This window comes from Streptomyces sp. NPDC051563, from assembly GCF_044454225.1.
Lineage (GTDB): Bacteria > Actinomycetota > Actinomycetes > Streptomycetales > Streptomycetaceae > Streptomyces.
The window spans coordinates 12827-31447 of record NZ_JBITDL010000038.1; the positions used below are offsets into that span (position 1 = coordinate 12827).

General features: G+C 73.7%; 14 protein-coding genes and 2 pseudogenes. 9 read left to right on the forward strand and 7 right to left on the reverse strand.

The window, feature by feature from the left end; translation table 11 throughout:
* Positions 1 to 3: 3 nt before the first annotated feature.
* The 5 genes and pseudogenes from ACIA8F_RS33645 to dhaK all read right to left on the reverse strand — a co-directional run bounded on the left by ACIA8F_RS33645 (position 4) and on the right by dhaK (position 4540).
* Positions 4 to 1152, reverse strand: a complete 1149-nt coding sequence (locus tag ACIA8F_RS33645; protein WP_399384553.1) for an STM4014 family protein — start codon at positions 1150 to 1152, stop codon at positions 4 to 6.
* Positions 1149 to 2099 (reverse strand): STM4015 family protein, encoded by a 951-nt coding sequence (locus ACIA8F_RS33650; RefSeq protein WP_399384555.1) that lies wholly within the window; start codon positions 2097 to 2099, stop codon positions 1149 to 1151. The genes ACIA8F_RS33645 and ACIA8F_RS33650 overlap by 4 nt, the downstream gene beginning before the upstream one ends.
* Positions 2100 to 2250: 151 nt before the next feature.
* On the reverse strand, positions 2251 to 2757 hold the full coding sequence (locus tag ACIA8F_RS33655; RefSeq protein ID WP_399384661.1) for a PTS-dependent dihydroxyacetone kinase phosphotransferase subunit DhaM: 507 nt from the start codon (positions 2755 to 2757) through the stop codon (positions 2251 to 2253).
* A pseudogene (gene dhaL, locus ACIA8F_RS33660) lies at positions 2749 to 3375 on the reverse strand (dihydroxyacetone kinase subunit DhaL); the annotation flags it as partial. The pseudogene dhaL and the gene ACIA8F_RS33655, both read right to left, overlap by 9 nt.
* A 157-nt stretch (positions 3376 to 3532) precedes the next feature.
* The gene (gene dhaK / locus ACIA8F_RS33665) at positions 3533 to 4540 is read right to left on the reverse strand and encodes a dihydroxyacetone kinase subunit DhaK (protein ID WP_399384557.1); all 1008 of its coding nucleotides are present in this window, start codon (positions 4538 to 4540) and stop codon (positions 3533 to 3535) included.
* 301 nt (positions 4541 to 4841) lie between these two features.
* Here dhaK and ACIA8F_RS33670 point away from each other — a divergent pair, with 301 nt between their 5' ends.
* Positions 4842 to 5954 (forward strand): glycerol dehydrogenase, encoded by a 1113-nt coding sequence (locus tag ACIA8F_RS33670; protein ID WP_399384559.1) that lies wholly within the window; start codon positions 4842 to 4844, stop codon positions 5952 to 5954.
* Between the two features lie 65 nt (positions 5955 to 6019).
* Here ACIA8F_RS33670 and ACIA8F_RS33675 read toward each other — a convergent pair whose 3' ends face one another.
* Complete coding sequence (locus tag ACIA8F_RS33675) at positions 6020 to 8494, reverse strand: SpoIIE family protein phosphatase (protein WP_399384561.1); 2475 nt, start codon at positions 8492 to 8494, stop codon at positions 6020 to 6022.
* Positions 8495 to 8771: 277 nt separating this feature from the next.
* Between ACIA8F_RS33675 and ACIA8F_RS33680 the strand changes: the two genes are divergently transcribed.
* The 5 genes and pseudogenes from ACIA8F_RS33680 to ACIA8F_RS33700 all read left to right on the forward strand — a co-directional run bounded on the left by ACIA8F_RS33680 (position 8772) and on the right by ACIA8F_RS33700 (position 12904).
* The gene (locus tag ACIA8F_RS33680) at positions 8772 to 8999 is read left to right on the forward strand and encodes a ferrous iron transport protein A (RefSeq protein ID WP_383949060.1); all 228 of its coding nucleotides are present in this window, start codon (positions 8772 to 8774) and stop codon (positions 8997 to 8999) included.
* The gene (gene feoB, locus ACIA8F_RS33685; RefSeq protein ID WP_399384563.1) at positions 8996 to 11164 is read left to right on the forward strand and encodes a ferrous iron transport protein B; all 2169 of its coding nucleotides are present in this window, start codon (positions 8996 to 8998) and stop codon (positions 11162 to 11164) included. Before ACIA8F_RS33680 ends, feoB begins: the two co-directional genes overlap by 4 nt.
* Positions 11161 to 11499, forward strand: a complete 339-nt coding sequence (locus tag ACIA8F_RS33690; protein WP_399384565.1) for a helix-turn-helix domain-containing protein — start codon at positions 11161 to 11163, stop codon at positions 11497 to 11499. The genes feoB and ACIA8F_RS33690 overlap by 4 nt, the downstream gene beginning before the upstream one ends.
* Positions 11500 to 11583: 84 nt before the next feature.
* Positions 11584 to 12051, forward strand: a pseudogene (locus ACIA8F_RS33695) (MarR family winged helix-turn-helix transcriptional regulator); the annotation flags it as partial.
* A gap of 136 nt (positions 12052 to 12187) precedes the next feature.
* Entirely contained in the window at positions 12188 to 12904 is a 717-nt protein-coding gene (locus tag ACIA8F_RS33700) for a class I SAM-dependent methyltransferase (RefSeq protein WP_399384567.1), read from the forward strand.
* A gap of 92 nt (positions 12905 to 12996) precedes the next feature.
* Here ACIA8F_RS33700 and ACIA8F_RS33705 read toward each other — a convergent pair whose 3' ends face one another.
* Positions 12997 to 13908, reverse strand: coding sequence for an alpha/beta hydrolase fold domain-containing protein (locus tag ACIA8F_RS33705; protein WP_399384569.1), 912 nt, complete (start codon positions 13906 to 13908; stop codon positions 12997 to 12999).
* Between the two features lie 205 nt (positions 13909 to 14113).
* On the opposite strand from ACIA8F_RS33705, the gene tdh reads away from it, so the two are divergent.
* The 3 genes from tdh to ACIA8F_RS33720 all read left to right on the forward strand — a co-directional run bounded on the left by tdh (position 14114) and on the right by ACIA8F_RS33720 (position 18433).
* Positions 14114 to 15148 (forward strand): L-threonine 3-dehydrogenase, encoded by a 1035-nt coding sequence (gene tdh, locus ACIA8F_RS33710; protein WP_399384571.1) that lies wholly within the window; start codon positions 14114 to 14116, stop codon positions 15146 to 15148.
* 163 nt (positions 15149 to 15311) lie between these two features.
* Entirely contained in the window at positions 15312 to 16520 is a 1209-nt protein-coding gene (locus tag ACIA8F_RS33715; protein WP_399384573.1) for a glycine C-acetyltransferase, read from the forward strand.
* A gap of 362 nt (positions 16521 to 16882) precedes the next feature.
* Positions 16883 to 18433, forward strand: a complete 1551-nt coding sequence (locus ACIA8F_RS33720; protein ID WP_399384575.1) for a recombinase family protein — start codon at positions 16883 to 16885, stop codon at positions 18431 to 18433.
* Positions 18434 to 18621: the final 188 nt, after the last annotated feature.

The following is an 18621-nucleotide window of genomic DNA, read 5'->3' on the forward strand; positions in this document are numbered from 1 at the left end:
GGGTCAGGGCTGGGTGGGGACGGTGGCGCGACCATGCTGTTCCTGTCGTACGGCGGCCACTTGGGCCGCATAGGTGTCTATGCCCTCGGCGGGCGATCCGGGCAGTCCCGTCAGCCGGGGGAGCAGGTCCCCGAAGGCGTTGACCTCGCCCACGGCGAAGCTCCGCCAGCCGAGGGCGGGCAGCAGGTCGACCCCGACGCAGAGCGTGCGCGGAAAGGCGGCCGCCGCCCGTTCGCAGACGGCGAGCGCGTCCGTCTCCCAGCAGCCGCCGGCCGCCGCCACGGCGGCCACGGCCCCGTCGAGGTCGCCGCGGGCCCCGCCCAGGTGCAGGTTCGTGAGCGGACCGGCCGCGGTGCGGACCACGGCGTGCGTGGCCCGGCCCCCGATGACGACCACCCGCAGATCGGCGGACCGCCCCTGCTGGGAGGCCTTCGGCAGCCACCGCTCGATGTGCAGGCCGTCGGGGGCCAGGGCGTCGACGATGGCGCCGATCACCCTCTCGTCCTCGTACCGGCGCAGCCGCAGCGAGTTGTGCAGTGCCCCCGAAGGGGCCCGCTCCACCGAGGTGGTGGCGCGGATCCTGCCCGCCGGGCCCGTCTCCACCGCGAGCACCCCGGAGGCCGAGGACCCGTGCGCGAGCTTCACGAACGCCCGGCGGTAGCCGGGGAGGGCCAGGACCGCCCGGACCTCCTCCCAACCGCGCACCGGAGTGCGGACGGCGTCCGGTCCCGAGGTCGGGGAGGGCGGGACGGGGGTCCCGGCGGCAGCCAGCACCCCGTGGCAGAGCCGCTTGTCGAACAGCACCCCGAGCTCGTCCGGGTCGGCCGTCAGCGTGCCGCCAGCCGCCCGCACCCCCTCCGCGACTGCCCGCACCGCTTCGCTGAACCGGCGGTACCAGCGTCCGGTGCCCTCGACCCGGGTGGCGTCGGCGGCCCCGCGCAGCAGCAGCTCCACCTCGGGGTCCTCGCCGGGGGAGTCGATCCGTACGCACTCGCCCGCCCGGAAGACGGCCCGCCCGGCGAGCACATCCCGCCACGGGATCACCCGCGCCGCGGGCAGCCCGGCGGCGCGCACGGCGTCCTGGAAGAGGGCGACCCGGCGGTTGCCCGGATTGCCGACGACGGCGAAGGCCGCGGGAGCGGTACGCGTCACTCCGCGACCGCGACGTAGCGGTACTCGGTGCGGCCATCGGCGTCCGCGGTCTGGGGGTCGCCCAGATCCACTTCCACGCCGTGGGGGACGAGCGCCGCGCTCAGCCGCTCCCGGAGCGGTTCGGCGACGTAGTGGTGGTGCAGGTCGAGCTTGTCGAGATGGGTGAGGGGGCGCCCTGCCAGCAGGGCCTCGACGCCCTCGTCGGTCAGGACGCCCATGGAGAGGTCGAGCACCTCCAGCCGTTCCACGACCGGAGCAGTGGCGAGCGCCGCCGCGACGGCGTCCTGGATCTCGCTGTTGCGCAGGGCCAGCCGGCGCAGGGCGGGCAGCCGCTCGCCGCTCAAGAACGGCTCCAGGTCGCCGACTTCGGCATCCCCCCCGTAGTCCGAGGTGCCCAGCCACAGGTCGAGCTCGGTGAGGGCGGGGAAACCGCTCCGCGCGACCCCGGCCACCACCGCCTTCGGGAGACCGCCGGCCTCCAGGCGCAGCACGCGCAGCGCCGCGTGCTCCACGGGCGGGAAGGCCAGGCCCTCGCCACCGCGCACTCCGAACTCCTCCAGCGCGGGATAGGCCGGCAACAGCGGGCCCACGTTCGACTGCTGGATCCAGGAGATCTCGCACTCCTCGAACGTGATGTCGCCGACGAACAGCGCCCGCAGCGCGGGGAACTTCGGAGCGGCTTCGACCAGCGCCTCGACGATCCCGGCGCTGGAGGCCTCGTAGGCATCGGACCAGCCGCCCACGATCAGTGCGCGCACCTGCCGGGTGTCCACGGCCTCTGCGAACCGGGCGAAGGCCTGCGGCCACTCCTCATCGGCGTCGTAGGTGTCCACCGAGATCCGCCAGGCCACGGCGCCGGGTTCGGGCAGCGCACGGGTGTCCTCGGGTCCCGGGAAGTCGAAGGCGGGCAGGCCGCCGAGATCGCTCAGGTGGGTCCCGATGGTCATGTGCCCAGCTCCTGACGGTATGGCGGGTGGGGGTGCCCGGCCGTGCGGTGTCGTGCGACAACAGTTCTACCAAGCCCCACCGACAGGCCCGCACGGCCGCCCGCCGGCCCGTCCGTTCGGAGGGGCCGGCGGGCGGTCCGCGGTGTCCCGATCAGCGCTTGCGGTAGCCGCGGGCGTCCTCGGCGGCGGCCAGGACGGCGTCGAGGTCGCCGCCGATCGCCGAGGTCAGGGCGATGGCCACGGCGCCCTCCAGGAACGGCGCGTCCACGATCCGGGCGCCTTCGGGCAGCTGCGAAGGCTCTTCGCCGAGCAGGGCGTTCACGGTCAGCACCGCGCTGCCCATGTCGCACAGCACCGCCACGCCCCGGCCCTCGTCCACCGACCGGGCGGCGGCCGTGATCAGCTCCGCGCTGGTGCCGATCCCGCCGTCGGGGGTGCCGCCCGCCACCGCCAGCGGGGGCGGCTCCACGGATCCGAGGAGCGCGCCGGCCAGTTCGGCGACGGACTCCGCGACCGCCTTGCTGTGCGACACGAGCACCACGCCGACGCGGCCGGTACGGGTCTTCGGCGCCTGCTGCTCCACCGACTCCGGCTGCTCCACGGGCGCCTGCTGCTCCACCGGCTCCGGGGCGGCGAACTCCGCCTCGGGCGCGTCCACCGCGGTGCGCAGCGCCTCCATGATCAGGGCCACGGAGTTGGCCCCGGCGTCCTGGTGGCCGATGCTGCGCTCGCCGAGGTAACTGGCCCGGCCCTTGCGGGCTTCGAGCGCTTCGGTGGCGTCGGCGCCGGCCCGGGCCGCCCGTACGGCTTCGTCCAGGGCCTCGCGCAGCGGCCGGTCCGCCCCGGCGGCTTCGGCCAGCGCCGTCACCGCGGGCGCCAGGGCGTCCAGCAGGGTGGCGTCGCCGGGTTCGGCGCCGCCCAGCTTCTGCACCGACTTCAGCCCGGCGCCGAGCGCGGCCCCCAGCTCCGCCGCGGTCGGCGCCTCGGTGTCGCCGAGCACCTTGCCCGTGCGGCGCAGCGCGGTGCCGAACAGCGGCCCCGAGGCGCCGCCCACGGTGTTCGTCAGGGTGCTGCCGGCCAGCGTCAGCAGGGCCCCGGGAGTGGCCGGCTGCTGCTCGGCCACGGCGGCCCGGACGGCGCCGAAGCCCCGTACGAGGTTGGCCCCGTGGTCCCCGTCGCCGATGACCGCGTCCAGCTCGGTCAGGCGCGCGCTGTCGCGCCGTACGAGCCGGTCGGTCTCGGCGATCCAGCGGCGGAAGTAGGCGGTGTCCAGCACGGCGTCCGGGGCGGTGTCCGGCGCGGGGGTCCCGACGGGCGGTGCCGTGGAGACCGTCGTCGGGGTGGCGGGCGTGGCGGTCATGGGGAAGTGCTCCTGAAGGGGGCTGAAGAGGGCTGGCGGGTCGGGCGGCGAGGGGCGAGGGGCGAAGGCGGGGTCAGCAGCCCCAGCGCAGGGACGGGGTGTTCACCGGCGCGTCCCACAGGCGCAGCAGCTCCTCGTCGGCGCGGCACAGGGTCAGGGTGCAGCCGGCCATGTCCAGGCTGGTGACGTAGTTGCCGACCAGGGACCGGGCCACGGTGATCCCGCGGTCGCCGAGCACCCGCTCGACCTCCGCGCGCATGATGTACAGCTCCACGGGCGGGGTTGCGCCCAGGCCGTTGACGAGGAGGATGACGGGTGCGCCGGCCGCCTCCGGGAGGTCGGCGAGAATGGCGTCGAGCATCGCCTCGGCGGTCTCGGCGGCCGTCATGACGGTGCGGCGTTCGCGGCCGGGCTCGCCGTGGATGCCGATGCCCAGCTCGATCTCGTCCTCGCCGAGGGTGAAGTTGGGGCTGCCCTTGGCGGGGGTGGTGCAGGAGCTCAGGGCGACGCCGTAACTGCGCGCGTTCGCATTGACCTTGCGGGCGACCGCGGCCACCTCGTCGAGCGGGGCGCCTTCTTCGGCGCGTGCGCCCGCGATCTTCTCCACGAACAGGGTGGCGCCGGTGCCGCGCCGGCCGGGCCCGTGCTCGGTCCGGGCGACGGCCACGTCGTCGTCCACGACGACCTGCTCGACCTTGACGCCCTCGTCCTCGCAGTCCTCCGCCGCCATCGTGAAGTTGAGGATGTCGCCCGTGTAGTTCTTCACGATGTGCAGGACGCCCGCGCCCGCGTCGACCGCGCAGGTGGCGGCCGCGATGTTGTCCGGCACCGGGGAGGTGAACACCGGTCCGGCCACGGCCGCCGCCAGCATGCCGCGTCCGACGAACCCGGCGTGCAGCGGTTCGTGCCCGCTGCCGCCGCCCGACAGCAGCGCGACCTTCCCGGCCGGCTCCCCGGCCGCACCGGCGGCCCGCGTGACGATGCCCTTCTCCGCCTCGACGCGGAGCCCCGGGTGAGCGGCGGCCATTCCGCGCAGTGCGTCGGAGACGACACTTTCGGGGGAATTGATGAGCTTCTTCACGGGGGCCTCTTTCCTGGAAAGGGGAACGCGGAACGCTGAACGCGGCACACCGGTCCGGAGCGGAAAGGGGAAATGCGGGACGGTATTCACTCGGCACCGTCGCCTATCCGCCACCGCTCCCGGGGCACTTGGCTGGAACTTTACCCCGGCAAACCCGCGGGACAGCGCGGGCCTTTGGTCCCGGATCCATGCGCGGAAAGGCCCGTCGACGAGAAGGTCGTGCATATTTCGGGGTGTCGTCGAAATCCGTGATAGGGATGAATAGGCAAGCGCAATTGAATTCGCAATGAGGAGGATTCACGTGAAGACCGTCGGTACGCGCATGATGATCAGCCCGCCGAAGTACGTGCAGGGCGCCGGGGCGATGAACGACCTGGGCGAGCACACGGCCCGCCTCGGCACGAACGCCGTGGTCCTCGCGGACAAGGGCGTCTGGGGCTTCGTGGACGCGGCCGTCACGGATTCCCTCTCCGCGGCCGGGGTCGAGCTGACCAAGGAGGTCTTCGGCGGGCTCTGCACCCAGAAGGAGATCGACCGGGTCGCCGCGGCCGCCCGGGCCGCCGGTGCGGACGTCGTCATCGGCATCGGCGGCGGCACCGCCATCGACACGGCCAAGGCCGTGGGCCACGCGCTCGGCGACATCGCCGTCGTCTCGGCGCCCACGGTGGCCTCCACCGACGCGCCGACCAGCGCGCTCGCCGTGATCTACACGGAGGCGGGCGCCTTCGAGCGCTACTCCTTCTTCCAGCGCAACCCCAACCTGGTGCTCGTCGACACCGCGCTCGTCGCGGGTGCGCCGAGCCGCTTCATCGTCTCCGGCATGGGCGACGCGCTCGCCACCTGGTACGAGGCCCGGGTCTGCGTGGCCGCCCACCGGGTCGCCATGGCCGGCGGTCTCGCCACCGAGGCCTCGCTCGCGCTGGCCCGGCTGTGCTGGGAGACCCTGATGGAGTACGGCCCCCAGGCCCGGCTGGCCGCCGAGGCGCACGTGGTCACCCCGGCCCTGGAGAAGGTCACCGAGGCCAACACCCTTCTCTCCGGCCTCGGTTTCGAGTCCTGCGGGCTCGCCGCCGCGCACGGCATCCACAACGGGCTGACCGTCTCGCACAAGGTGCACGGCATGATGCACGGCGAGAAGGTCAACATCGGCACCCTCGCCCAGCTGGTCCTGGAAGGCGCCCCGACCGACGAGCTGGACACCTACCTGCGCTTCAGCCGCGCCGTCGGCCTGCCCACCACCCTCGCCGAGATCGGCCTCGGCGACCCGGACCGCGAGGAGCTCCTCGCCATCGGGCGCGCGGCCACCGCGGAGGGCGAGACCACGCACAACATGCCGTTCCCGGTGACCCCGGAGATGGTCGCCGACGCCCTGATCGCGGGCGACTCCTACGCCCGCGCGTACGCCAAGAGGTAGCGGAGGCGGGGGCGCGGGCGGCGCACGGTCCGCCCGCGCCCTACGCGGTTTCCGGAGGGGCCGCCCTACGGGCTTTCCGGAGGGGCCGTCCCACGGGGCTCCGCGCGCGGGCCGTCCCCCGCGCCGCGGGCCCCGTGCGGGGCGGCCCGGTCCGGTGCGGCCACCTCGGGGGCGGAGGTGCGGGAGGCCAGGAGCAGGGCGATGTCGTCCGGCCGGTCCGTGGAATGGCCCGCCTCGGCGACCAGTCGGTCCGCCGTCTCGGTCAGCGGGGCCGGGCCTGCGTCGGCCAGTGCGGCGCGCAGCCGCTCCACGCCCACGTCGATGTCCGTACCGGGGCTCTCCACCAGCCCGTCGGTGTACAGGGCGAGCACCGCCCCCGGCTCGATCCGCAGCCGGGTCACCGGGTACTCGGCCCCGGCGTCCACACCGAGCACCATCCCGCCCGCCAGGTCCAGCACCTCCGTCCGGCCGCCCGGATGCCGCAGCAGCGGCTGGGGGTGCCCGGCCCGGACGGCGAGGGCGAGGCCGGACGCCGGGTCGAGCAGGACGTAGCAACAGCTCGCGAACTGGCCCGGATCGAGGTCGATGAGCAGCTCGTTCGTGCCGCGCATCACCTGATCCGGTTCATTGCCGCTGAGCGCGAAGGCCCGTACGGCGCTGCGCAGTTGGCCCATCGTGGCGGCGGCCGCCACTCCGTGCCCCTGGACGTCGCCGATGATCAGCGCGAGCCGTCCGCCGCCCGCCTCGATGACGTCGTACCAGTCGCCGCCGACGTCCATCCCGGCCGTGCCGGGCAGGTAGCGCCCCACCGTGACCACGTTCTCGCGGACCGGCAGCCGGTGCGGGAGCAGCCCCGCCTGGAGCCCGCGGGCCAGCGCCGCCTCGCTGTCGTAGCGCCGGGCCCGCTCCAGCGCCTGGGCGATCAGCCCGGCCAGCGCCGTGAGCACCGTACGCTCCTCCGGGCTGAACCCGCGCGGGGCGTCGAAGCCGAGGATGCACGAGCCGACCGGCCGGCCCGAGGCGATCAGGGGGAGGAAGGCGCGGGCCCCGACATCGGCGTCCAGCGCGATCCCCGGGTAGGCGGCGGCCAGGTGCTGCATCGACTCGAAGAACAGCGGACGGCCCGAGGTGAGGGTCTCCACCCCGGGCAGCCGGACGTCCAGCGCCACCCCGTCGAACCGGTCGAGGAACCCCTGGGGGAAACCGGTCTCCCACGCCAGGTGCAGGTGCCCCTCGCCGAGCAGGTAGATCGCCAACTGCCGCCCGCCGAAAGCCGGGAGCAGCTCGTCGGTGACCACCATCGACACCTGGCGGGCCGTCACCGCCTCGGTCAGGGCGATGGCCAGCGCCACCGGCCGGTACAGGGCCGAAGCCCGGTCGGCGGGCGAGCCGAGGCCCGGGGAGCCGAGCCCCGTGCCGGGGCGCATCAGCGACTCGGGCGCGTACGTGGGTGCTGCGTCCTCGGCGATGGTGACGGTGACCCCGTCGATTCCGGGATGCAGCCCCACCGACAGCCAGTGCGGAGAGGGTTCGGGCCCACGCCGGGCGGCCTGGAAGTGCACCGGGGCGGGGGCGAGGAACACGGCCCGGAAGTGGTCCTCGTAGGCGGGGTGTCCGAGCCAGGGCAGCGCCTCCCAGAGCAACCGCCCGGAGAGTTCCGCCCCGTCGGAGCCGAGCAGGGTGGTGGCGGCGGACAGGGCGCGGGAGTTGGCGAAGCCGATGACACCCTGCCGGTCCACGGCCAGCACCGCCAGGTCCAGCCGGTCCACGGCGGCCCGGGCTCCGGCGGCCCGGGCGGTGGCGGTGGAGCCGTCCGCGGGAAGGCGGGGGCGGCCGCCCCGGGGGCCGGCTGCGGGGGTGCCCGCCGGGCCGGCTGCGAGGCTGTCGGCCGGGCAGCCGTCCGCGCTCCCCGCCGTGCTGCCCGCCGTGCCGACTGCGAGGATGCTCGCCGGGCCGCCGTCTGCGCTGCCGGCTGTGTCGCCAGCCGGGCCCGGGCCCGGGCCCGATCCCGGGCCGGGGAAGCACACCGGGTCGCCCTCCCAGCTCACCGGGGACCCGCCCGCGGTGAGTGCGGCCAGTTCCCCGGCCAGCCGGGTGGCCACCGCGCGCAGCCGCTTGCGGTCGCCGGGTCCGACCGGAACCCCGGGGGTCGCGGGGCGCAGCACCACGAGGACGCCGTAGCGTTCGCGGCCGCGGGTCACGGGTTCGTAGAGCGAGCCGAACGGGAAGGGCAGCCCGGCCATCAGCTGGGGGAAGCGCCGCATCGCCGATTCCGCGTCGGGCAGGTGGACGGACTGGCCGGACCGGTAGGCCTCGGCGACGGGGTACGGGCGGTTCACGTGCATCCGCCACCAGGGCCGGAACAACGGGCCCGGGATCCCGGTCACGGCCGCCATGAGCAGCAGCCCCTCCGTGCCGGAGCGCAGGTAGACGCAGCCCGCGTACCCGCCGGCGGCCCCCGCGGCATCGAGAGCGGCCCGCGCGAGCGCCTGGGCCGTGGCGTCCTTGACGGGGCCGCTCGTCTCCGGTCTCGCCGTCACCCCTCCAGAATGCGCCAGGGCCGGTGCTTTCGCACACCCCCCGGACCCTGCCTTCGGACACCCCGTCCGCACGGCTCCGGCTGGGGCTCGCGGCGGCCGCCCGCGTCCGGCCGGTGCGCCCGCACCCGCCGCCACACCCCCCCCGGCTCGGCCGATCGGCCGAGGGGCGGGCGGGACCGGTGGGCTGAAAGTCCCTCCCGATCAGGGACTTCGCCCGGCCGCCGGGGCTCCCCGGGCTGCTTAGGTTTGCCTAAGTGGATTCGAACAAGGAGGTCCGGTGCCGTCGCTCAACGACAGCCGTCCAGGGACGACCGTACGCATCACGGGGATCGATCCCGGTCAGGCGGGCGGGAGCCGGCGCCGGCTCCTGGAGTTCGGCTTCGTGCCGGGCGCGGACGTCACCGTGATCGCCCGGGGTGCGACCGGAGGCCTGCTCGTCGGCCTCGGGGAGACCAGGGTCGCCCTGGACACCCGTACGGCCGGCCGGCTGAGGTGCGCCGGATGAGCTGTCACGCCCCCGGAGCCGGGTCCGGTGCGACCGCCACGGCGCAGCGGCCGGCCGGCACGCCGTTCGTCGCCCTCGTCGGCAACCCGAACGTCGGCAAATCGACCCTCTTCAACGCCCTCACCGGCGCCCATCAGCGCGTCGGCAACTGGCCGGGCAAGACCGTCTCCGTAGCCCAGGGCGACTGGCGCACCTCTCGCGGCTCCCGCCCGCTGCGCATGGCCGACCTGCCCGGCTCGTACAGCCTGCTGCCCGACTCCCCGGACGAGGCGCTGGTGCGCGACGTGCTGACCGCGCCGGCGGGGGAGCGGCCCGACGCCGTGGTCTTCGCCCTCGACGCGGCCAACCCGGCCCGCAACCTGTACCTGCTCTCGCAGATCCTCGACACCGACATCCCCGTCGTGGTGGCGCTCACCATGACCGACGTAGCCGCCCGGCGCGGCGCGCCCCCCGGCCCGGACGCGCTGGCCCGCGAGCTCGCACTGCCCGTCGTACGGGTGGAAGGACGCACCGGGGCCGGGCTGGACCTGCTCGCCGACGCGGTGTGGAACGCCCTCGACGCCGGACCCCGGAGCCCCGGGCGGACCTCCGCCTGGGCGGCCGGCTCGCCCGTGGCGGCCGAGCTGACCGAGCTGGCCGCGGCCGCCTCCGGGCAGACCCCGCACCCGGCCCGGTGGCTGGCCGTGAGCCTGCTCTGCGGGGAGGAACCGCCCGCGGTCCCGGCCGCGCTCGCCCACCGCGCCGGGGCGGCGGCGGACCGCCTCACGGCGGCGGCCCGGGCGGCGGGCAAGGGCACGGGGGAGGGCGGCACCGACACCGGCTTCGACCTCGACACCGACGCCGAACTCCTCGTCGCCGAGGCCCGCTACGCCTGGGCGCACGCCGTCATGGAACGCGCGGCCCCCCGTCCCGCCGGGGCCCGGCCCACCCTCACCGACCGGGTGGACCGGCTGCTGCTGTCCCGCGGCTTCGGCATCCCGTTCTTCCTCGCCGTCATGTGGGGGGTCTTCCAGGCCACCACCGTCCTGGCCAAACCCCTCCAGGACGGCCTCGGCGACTTCGTCACCGGACCCGTCAGCAGCGGCGCCGACCGGCTCCTGGACGCCGTGCACGCACCCGGCTGGCTGACCGGACTGCTGGTCGACGGCCTGATCAGCGGAGTGGGCCAACTGCTCACCTTCGTGCCGCTGATGATCATCATGTTCCTGCTGCTGGCCCTGCTGGAGGACTCCGGCTACTTCGCCCGCGCCGCGTTCGTCGCCGACCGCCTGATGCGCACGCTGCGGCTGCCCGGCCGTGCCTTCCTGCCGCTCGTCGTCGGCTTCGGCTGCAACGTCCCCGCCCTCGCCGGCACCCGGATCCTCAACCGCCGTTCGCACCGGCTGCTCGTCGGCCTGCTCATCCCGTACATGAGCTGCACCGCCCGCCTCGCGGTCTACGTGATGATCGCGGGCGTTTTCTTCGGCTCGAACTCCGGCACCGTCGTCTTCTTCCTCTACGTCGCCTCCGTGCTGCTGGTCGTCGGCATGGGGCTGATCCTGCGGCCGCTGCTGTTCAGGGACATGAAGGAGGAACCGCTCGTCCTGGAGCTGCCCCCGTACCGGCTGCCCACCCTGCGGGTCACCGGCGCGCAGGTCTGGCAGAAGCTCTCCGCCTTCCTACGCACTGCAGGCGGCATCATCGTGGCGACCGCGGCCGCCGTCTGGCTCCTCATGGCCGTCCCGGCCGCCGCCGGCCACGGAGGCTTCGGAAAGGTCGACGTCGAGCAGAGCGTGTTCGGTACGGTCACCCGCGCCACGGCGCCCCTCGTGGCCCCGGCCGGCTTCGGCGACTGGCACGCCACGGCGGCGCTCGGCACCGGCCTGATCGCCAAGGAGGGCGTGATCTCCACCCTGGCCCAGACCTACTCGGCCGAGGAGGACGGCGATCCCAAGCTCACCGCGAGCCTGCACGCCACCTTCGAGGAATCCTCCGGCGGGCACCAGCGGGCGGCCGCCCTCGCCTTCCTGGTCTTCATCCTGGCCTACACCCCCTGCTTCGCCACCCTGGCCGCACAGCGGGCCGAGATCGGCACCCGGCTGACGGTCATCGGCTTCGGCATCCAACTGGCGGCGGCCTGGCTCCTGTCCGTGGGCGTCTTCCAGATCGCGAGGCTGGTGTGGTGAGCGGGCCGGACCGCGGAACCGGACCCGGACCCGGACCCGGACCGAGCATGCTGCGCCGCCTGCTGCGCGCCTTCGAGGAGGCGGCCCCCGGCGAGGGGCTCGCGCAGATCGCCGACCGGCTGGGCTTCGACCGGGCCGAGGCCGCCGACCTCGCCGCGTACTGGGTCCGCAAGGGCCGGCTGCGCCGCGAGGAGATCGGCACCGTGGACTGCTCGGGCTGCTTCTTCGCCTCCCGGGGCTGCACGACCTGCCCCGACGACTCCGCCGCCCCGCGACCTGCCCTGGTCGCCCTGACCCCCGTCCGCCGACCCGGTCCCGGGACCCCCGCCCCCTGAGGCGCCCGGCGACATCCGCCCGCGCCGGCCGGCGGGCGGGGCCCGGCGCCCCCGAGGGTGCGAGGGGGAGCCGGCGTCGCGATCATGACACCGCTGACCGGCAACACCACCGACCAGGCGCCCGCCGACCCGGCCGCCACCAACGACGTGCCGGCCACCCAGCCCATCGGCTACTGGAGCGGCCTCGCCCACGAGGCCGTCACCCGGCACCTGCGTGATGCCATGGCCCGGACCGACGTCACGCAGCCGCAGTACTGGGTGCTCAACAGGGTGAACGGCGGGCCCGCGGCGCCGAGCCGCGAGGAGGTGCTCGTCCAGCCGACGCCCCTCGCCGACGGCCCGCACGAGATCACCCGGGTCGTCGACCAGCTGGTCCACCGCGGCCGGCTCCGGATCGACGGCGGGCAGCGCCTGCGGCTGACGGAGGCCGGGGAGGCTGCCAGGGTGCGGCTGCGCGAGCTGGTGACCGAGCTGCGCGCCTCGGTCCACGAGGGCATCAGCGACGAGGAGTACGTGGCCGCGCTCAAGGTGCTGCGCAGGATGATCGCCAACACCGGGGACGGTGCCCCTAGTACGGGGATCCCGGAGCCCCGTACGTCGTACGGACTGATCCGAACGCCTCCCCCGTCCGGGGGAGGCCCGGGGTGGGGGCCGCCGGGACGGGTCACGGGCGGGCAGGCTTGCGGGCATGCGACAGCAGTACGACACGTCAACGCCCCCGCCGGCCTTCTCGGTCGCCGATGCCTTCACCCTGAGCACGGCCCTGGACGCCCTCGGCGGCGTCCGCGGCCTCGACACCCTCGACATGGCCTGCGGACACGGCGGCACCACCCGGCTGCTGGCCGGGGGCGGGGCCCGCCGGACCGTGGGCGTCGACAGCTGCCCCGAGCGCATCCGCCGGGCCCGGGAGACCGGCGCCGGCCTCGCGCCCGCCGTCGAGTACGTCGTCGCGGACGCGGCGGCCGGCCTGCCCGCGCTGGGGCCCTTCGACCTGGCCACCGCCGTGTACCTGTTCAACCAGGCCCACGACCGCACGGCCCTGCACACCATGTTCCGCGCCGTGCGGGCCAACCTGCGCCCCGGCGGACGGCTCCTCGCCATCGTGCCGAACCCGGGGGCCTTCCCCTACGCGGACTGGGAGCCGTACGGGATCAGCGTGGTCGAGCGCTCGCCCGGCGGGGACGCGCCCCTGCTGCGGGCCCGGCTGGAGACCGACCCGCCGGTGGCGTTCGAATGCCGGGAGTGGGCCCACGCCGACTTCGCGGAGGCCGCCGCCGACGCCGGCTTCGCCACCGTCAGCTGGCAGCCGTCCCGGACTCCGCCCGCGTGCGCGACCCGGGACGAGACCTACTGGGCCCGCTACCGCACGGCCCCCGTCGGCTCCCTCATGAACTGCGTGGCCTGAGCGTCATGAACCGCGTGGCCTGAGAGGCAGACGTGGCAGATGCGAGGCCTGCACCGCCTGCGCGGCCGCGACCGGCCCGCGGCTGCGGCGGCTCAGGACTCCGCCGCCGCCGCGCGGACCAGCTCCACGATCCGGTCGCGGGCCGCCCTGCCCTCCGGAAGCGGCAGCAGCGGGTAGACGTGCGGCAGCCCCGGCTCCTCGATGAACTCCACCTCGGCGCCGGCCGCCCGCGCCCGGTTCAGCAGTTCGCGGCTGTCGGTCGACAGGACGTCCCGGGTGCCCGTGAACACCGTCAGCGGGGCCAGTCCCGCGAACGACCCGTGCAGCGGGCTCACCCGGGGATCGTCCGCCGCCAGATTGCCCGCGTACAGCCGCCCGGCCTCGCGCAGGCCGGGACGGGCCAGCATCGGGTCGCCCGCCTCGATGGCCGCCTGGCCGGGATGGCTCATGGACACGTCCAGCCAGGGCGAGATCAGCACGATCCGGGACGGCTGCGCCCCGCTGCGGTCGCGCAGCCGCTGGGCCGCGGCCAGCGCCAGCCCGGCGCCGGCCGAATCCCCGACGAGCACGGTGCCGCCCGCGCCCCCGCTCGCGATCAGGCCGCTGAGCAGATCGGCGGCGACCGGGACGGTCCGGTCGGCGGTTCCGCGCGGGGCCAGGATGTACGCCGGTACGACCACCCGGGCCTGCGCCTGCGTCACCAGGGTCCGGATCAGCGACCAGTGCGCCCGGACCAGTTCGTTGATGTACCCGCCGCCGTGCACGTACAGCACGCGGGCGGCCGGTTCCACGCCGAGCGGCGAGACCTCGTACACCGGCCAGGCCCCGACGAAGGTCCGCGAGACCTCCGCTACCCGCCCGAGCGAACGCGGCGGAAGGTGCGACGCCGGGCGCCGCATCGATTCCGCCACCCGGGTACGGACCGCCTCGGCGCTCCCGAACCGTCTTCGCCGACCCGCCGCGATCAGCGCGACCGAAAGCGCCCTGCTGCGCAGACTCGGCACGCCCCTCACCTCCCCAAACCCGGCCCGGACCACTCCCCGGCCCCTGCCCGTCACCTGAGGAGCATAGGCGTGAAGCTGGGCTGTGGACCCGCTTAAGAAATCCTCGATGGACTGATCACCCGCAGGTCGGCAGATTGGTGCCGTCCGAACGCTGCCCGGCCCGCACGCCCCGTGGCGCTTCCTTCCGCATGCCTGGAGCCACCCCATGAAGGCACTCGTCAAGCACAAGGCCGAGCCCGGGCTGTGGCTGATGGACGTTCCCGAGCCCGAGTACGGGCCCGGCGACGTGCTGATCAAGGTGCTGCGGACCGGCATCTGCGGGACCGACCTGCACATCCGCTCCTGGGACGGCTGGGCGCAGGGCGCGGTCAAGACCCCCCTCGTGCTCGGCCACGAGTTCGTCGGCGAGGTGGCCGCGCTCGGTGCGGACGTGACCTCCGACATCGAGGTCGGTGCGCTGGTCAGCGGCGAGGGCCACCTGGTGTGCGGGAAGTGCCGCAACTGCCTGGCCGGGCGCCGCCACCTGTGCCGCAGCACGGTCGGGCTCGGTGTGGGACGCGACGGCGCCTTCGCCGAGTACGTGGTGCTGCCCGCGCAGAACGTGTGGGTGCACCGGACCAAGGTGGACCTCGACGTCGCGGCGATCTTCGACCCGTTCGGCAACGCCGTGCACACCGCGCTCTCCTTCCCGCTGGTCGGCGAGGACGTGCTGATCACCGGCGCGGGCCCGATCGGGATCATGGCGGCGGCCGTGGCCAAGCACGCGGGAGCGCGCAACGTGGTCATCACCGACGTCAGCCCCGAGCGCCTGGAGATCGCCCGCAAGGCCGGCGCCACGCTCGCGCTCGACGTCTCCAAGGCGACGATCGCGGACGCGCAGGCCCGGCTCGGCCTGCGCGAGGGCTTCGACATCGGCCTGGAGATGTCCGGCCGCGGCGAGGCCATGCGCGACATGATCGACAACATGACGCACGGCGGCCGGATCGCCATGCTGGGCCTGCCGGCGCAGGAGTTCGCCGTCGACTGGGCCAAGGTCGTCACCTCGATGATCACGATCAAGGGCATCTACGGCCGCGAGATGTTCGAGACCTGGTACGCGATGACCGTGCTGCTGGAGGGCGGGCTCGACCTCAGCCCCGTCATCACCGGCCGGTACGCCTACGGGGACTTCGAGGCCGCGTTCGACGAGGCCGCGACCGCCCGCAGCGGCAAGATCATCCTGGACTGGACCCAGGCGTAGCGGCCCGGGCGCAGCCGCCCGGGCAGGCTTCCCCGGCGCTGTCGCCCGCCGCGTCCAGCCCCACAGACCATTTCCCTCCGGCCGGGCCCCGCACCACCCTCCCCCCCTCCGCGGGGCCCGGCCCCCCTCCCTCCGCCGCACCAGGAGAAAGAGAGCACCGCCCATGTTCGACACCGTCCGCGCGGACCTCCGTACGACCCTCGACGAGATCCGCGCCGCGGGTCTGCACAAGCCCGAGCGCGTCATCGGCACCCCGCAGAACGCCGCCGTCGCCGTGACCTCGGGCGGCGCCGCGGGTGAGGTCCTCAACTTCTGCGCCAACAACTACCTCGGTCTCGCCGACCACCCCGAGGTGGTCACCGCGGCGAAGGAAGCCCTGGACCGCTGGGGCTACGGAATGGCCTCCGTGCGCTTCATCTGCGGTACGCAGGAGGTGCACAAGGAGCTGGAGGCACGGCTCTCCGCCTTCCTCGGCCAGGAGGACACGATCCTCTACTCCTCCTGCTTCGACGCCAACGGCGGAGTCTTCGAAACCATCCTCGGCCCCGAGGACGCGGTGATCTCCGACGCCCTCAACCACGCCTCGATCATCGACGGCATCCGCCTCTCCAAGGCCCGCCGCTTCCGCTACGCCAACCGCGACATGGCGGAGCTGGAGACCCGGCTCAAGGAGGCCGCCGAGGGCGGCGCCCGCCGCAAGCTGATCGTCACCGACGGCGTGTTCTCGATGGACGGCTACGTCGCCCCGCTCGCCGAGATCTGCGACCTCGCGGAGCGCTACGACGCCATGGTCATGGTCGACGACTCGCACGCCGTCGGCTTCGTCGGCCCCGGCGGCCGCGGCACCCCGGAACTGCACGGGGTCATGGACCGCGTGGACATCATCACCGGCACCCTCGGCAAGGCGCTGGGCGGAGCCTCCGGCGGCTACGTCGCGGCCCGCGCCGAGATCGTCGAGCTGCTGCGCCAGCGCTCGCGCCCGTACCTCTTCTCCAACTCCCTCGCCCCGGTCATCGCGGCGGCCTCCCTCAAGGTCCTCGACCTGCTGGAGTCGGCCGACGACCTGCGCGAGCGGCTCGCCGCCAACACCGCGCTCTTCCGCACGAAGATGACCGAGGCCGGCTTCGAGATCCTGCCCGGCGACCACGCGATCGCCCCGGTGATGATCGGCGACGCGGCGGAGGCGGCCAGGATGGCGGAACTCCTGCTGGAGCGCGGGGTCTACGTGATCGGCTTCTCCTACCCGGTCGTCCCGATGGGCGCGGCCCGCATCCGCGTCCAGCTCTCGGCCGCCCACTCGACGGCGGACGTGGAACGCGCGATCGCGGCCTTCACCGACGCGCGGGCGGCCCTGGCGGACGCCGGGAACTGAGCCCTGGCCGCCCCTGTGCGCAGGGTGCGGCGCCGTCGCCGGGGGCCGGCCCCGGACCCCCGCTCCTCAAACGCCGGAGGGGCTGAGTTTGGCCGGCGTCGGGCTGGATGTGCGCGGGGCGGGCTGGTGTGCCGCGCAGCGGCACAATCCAGCCCCTCCGGCGTTTGAGGAGCGGGGTCTGGAGTGGAACCAACACCCTGGGTTCTACTCGGTAGCGGGCCGTTTCCGCAGGTCACAAAGGCTTTCTCATGTCTACGAGCACTCTTGAGCGCCCTGTAAGGAACGTGTCCGGCCCTAACAAGGGTATGAACCAGACTACTGACGGGCTGTGCCCGTGCCACGGACGACCGTACGTTGACCTGTTGCTCCGTAAGTCGAAGATCGTTCGCGAGGGCGAGCGTGCACTGTCCATCCGGGCACAGGAAGAACGGGGCCGGGCATGGGCGGACGAGCATGGGTATTGCGTGCGGAAGGTGTGGCGAGAGAACCTGTCCGCGTGGTCGGACGTGCAGCGCCCGAAGTATGACGCCGCAATGGTCGCTGTCCTCGCCGGCGAAGTACCCGCGCTCTGGTGCTACGCGCTCGACCGTTTCAGCCGCAAGGGCGCCGAAGCGGTAGTACCGATCCTCGGTAAGGCTCGCGTGATCTTCGACTACGAGCGTCTCGATTCGCTGGACGAGCGGGACCGCCGTTGGATCATCGACCGTGCCGAGAACGCACGCGAGTACTCGCAGCGGCTGAGCTACAACGTGCGGGGCACGAAGTCTCGGCAGCGCACCGAGGGCAAGTGGCTGTCCAAAGCCCCCTTCGGGCTGGTTGCGGTCCCCGGTACGCGGAAGCTGATCCCGGATCTCACCCCGTACATGTGCACCGTTGCCGACAAGCGGGAAGTCACCCCGTGGGAGATCGTCCAGCGGGTGTTCAAGGCCATCGGCGAGGGCATGTCCTCCCGCGCGCTGACACGGAAGCTGAACAGCGAGGGACTGCGGACCGGTACCGGGGTCCCGTGGCGAGCCGACGCGGTGCGAGCGATCATCATTCACCCCGTCTACGAGGGATGGCTTACGCACTGCCCCGGCGGTAAGGCTCACCGAGACCGTGTGCCCTTCCTGAACAGCGAGGGCGAGCGGATTCGTGTGGTCACGGCCGAGACGCTTCCGAACATGATCCCGTCCGAGCTCGCCGAGCGTGCCCGCCGTGTGCTGTCCGGGAACCAGACCATCAGCAAGATTACGCCCACTCCGGGCCGCGCTGTCCGGGCCCTGACGAGCCGCATGCGGTGCGCATCCTGCGGCAGCGCCATGACGCTAGAGGGAAGCTCTTACGCGTGCACCCGCTACGGCGACGGTGACCAGGCATGCGCCGAACCCGCATTCGTCACCCGCGCTGCCATCGAAAAGTACGTCGTACAGACATGGTCCGAGCGGCTCGCAGTGACCGACGATGACGACCCGCTGTTGGTCGCCGTGGCCGAACGCTGGCAGGCCATTACCCGGCCCGAGGAGACGCAGGTCATCAGGGACGCACGCGCCGAACTGAAAGCCGCACAGGCCAAGCTCGACCGATTCCACGCGGACGATGCTGCGGACTTCTACACGGGCCGCTCCGCCCGGTACCGCATCCCGCACAAGAACGCTGCCGAAGCGAGGATCAGTAAGGCTGAAACAGCCCTCGCCGAGCTGGTCGGCAACAGCGGTCCCGTGTCCCTCTCGTTCCTGCTGAGTGGCAGGGGTGAGGCGTACTGGAACACTGCCGACGCACGCATGCAGCGTGACCTACTCGGGCTCGCCATCGACACCGTGACCGTGACGAAGTCTCCGGGGCGCGGACACCGCTTCGACGGAATGAAGCGGGTCACCATCGCAGGGGCCACCCCGGAGGGTGCCGCAGACGACTACATGGAAGCCGCGTAACGGCCCTGTAAGGCTCGAACAGCCCCGGACGGTCCCTGTGATCATCCGGGGCTTTCTGCGTGCCCCTCGCGGCCCGGTAAGCTCTTTGCACCCCTCGTCGACATGGGTGCGCGGGTTAGGGCTGGTGCCTCACAGGTTCGTCCTGGAAGCAGTACGACCGGCCCGCCTCGCCCCGGTAGTCCCATCGG

What these genes read in the sequence shown, in the direction of transcription:
- ACIA8F_RS33650 (WP_399384555.1), bottom strand. Translation starts at nt 2,099, where the DNA reads ATGACCATCGGGACCCACCTGAGCGATCTCGGCGGCCTGCCCGCCTTC.
- feoB (WP_399384563.1), top strand. Translation starts at nt 8,996, where the DNA reads ATGAGCTGTCACGCCCCCGGAGCCGGGTCCGGTGCGACCGCCACGGCG.
- ACIA8F_RS33700 (WP_399384567.1), top strand. Translation starts at nt 12,188, where the DNA reads ATGCGACAGCAGTACGACACGTCAACGCCCCCGCCGGCCTTCTCGGTC.
- tdh (WP_399384571.1), top strand. Translation starts at nt 14,114, where the DNA reads ATGAAGGCACTCGTCAAGCACAAGGCCGAGCCCGGGCTGTGGCTGATG.
- ACIA8F_RS33715 (WP_399384573.1), top strand. Translation starts at nt 15,312, where the DNA reads ATGTTCGACACCGTCCGCGCGGACCTCCGTACGACCCTCGACGAGATC.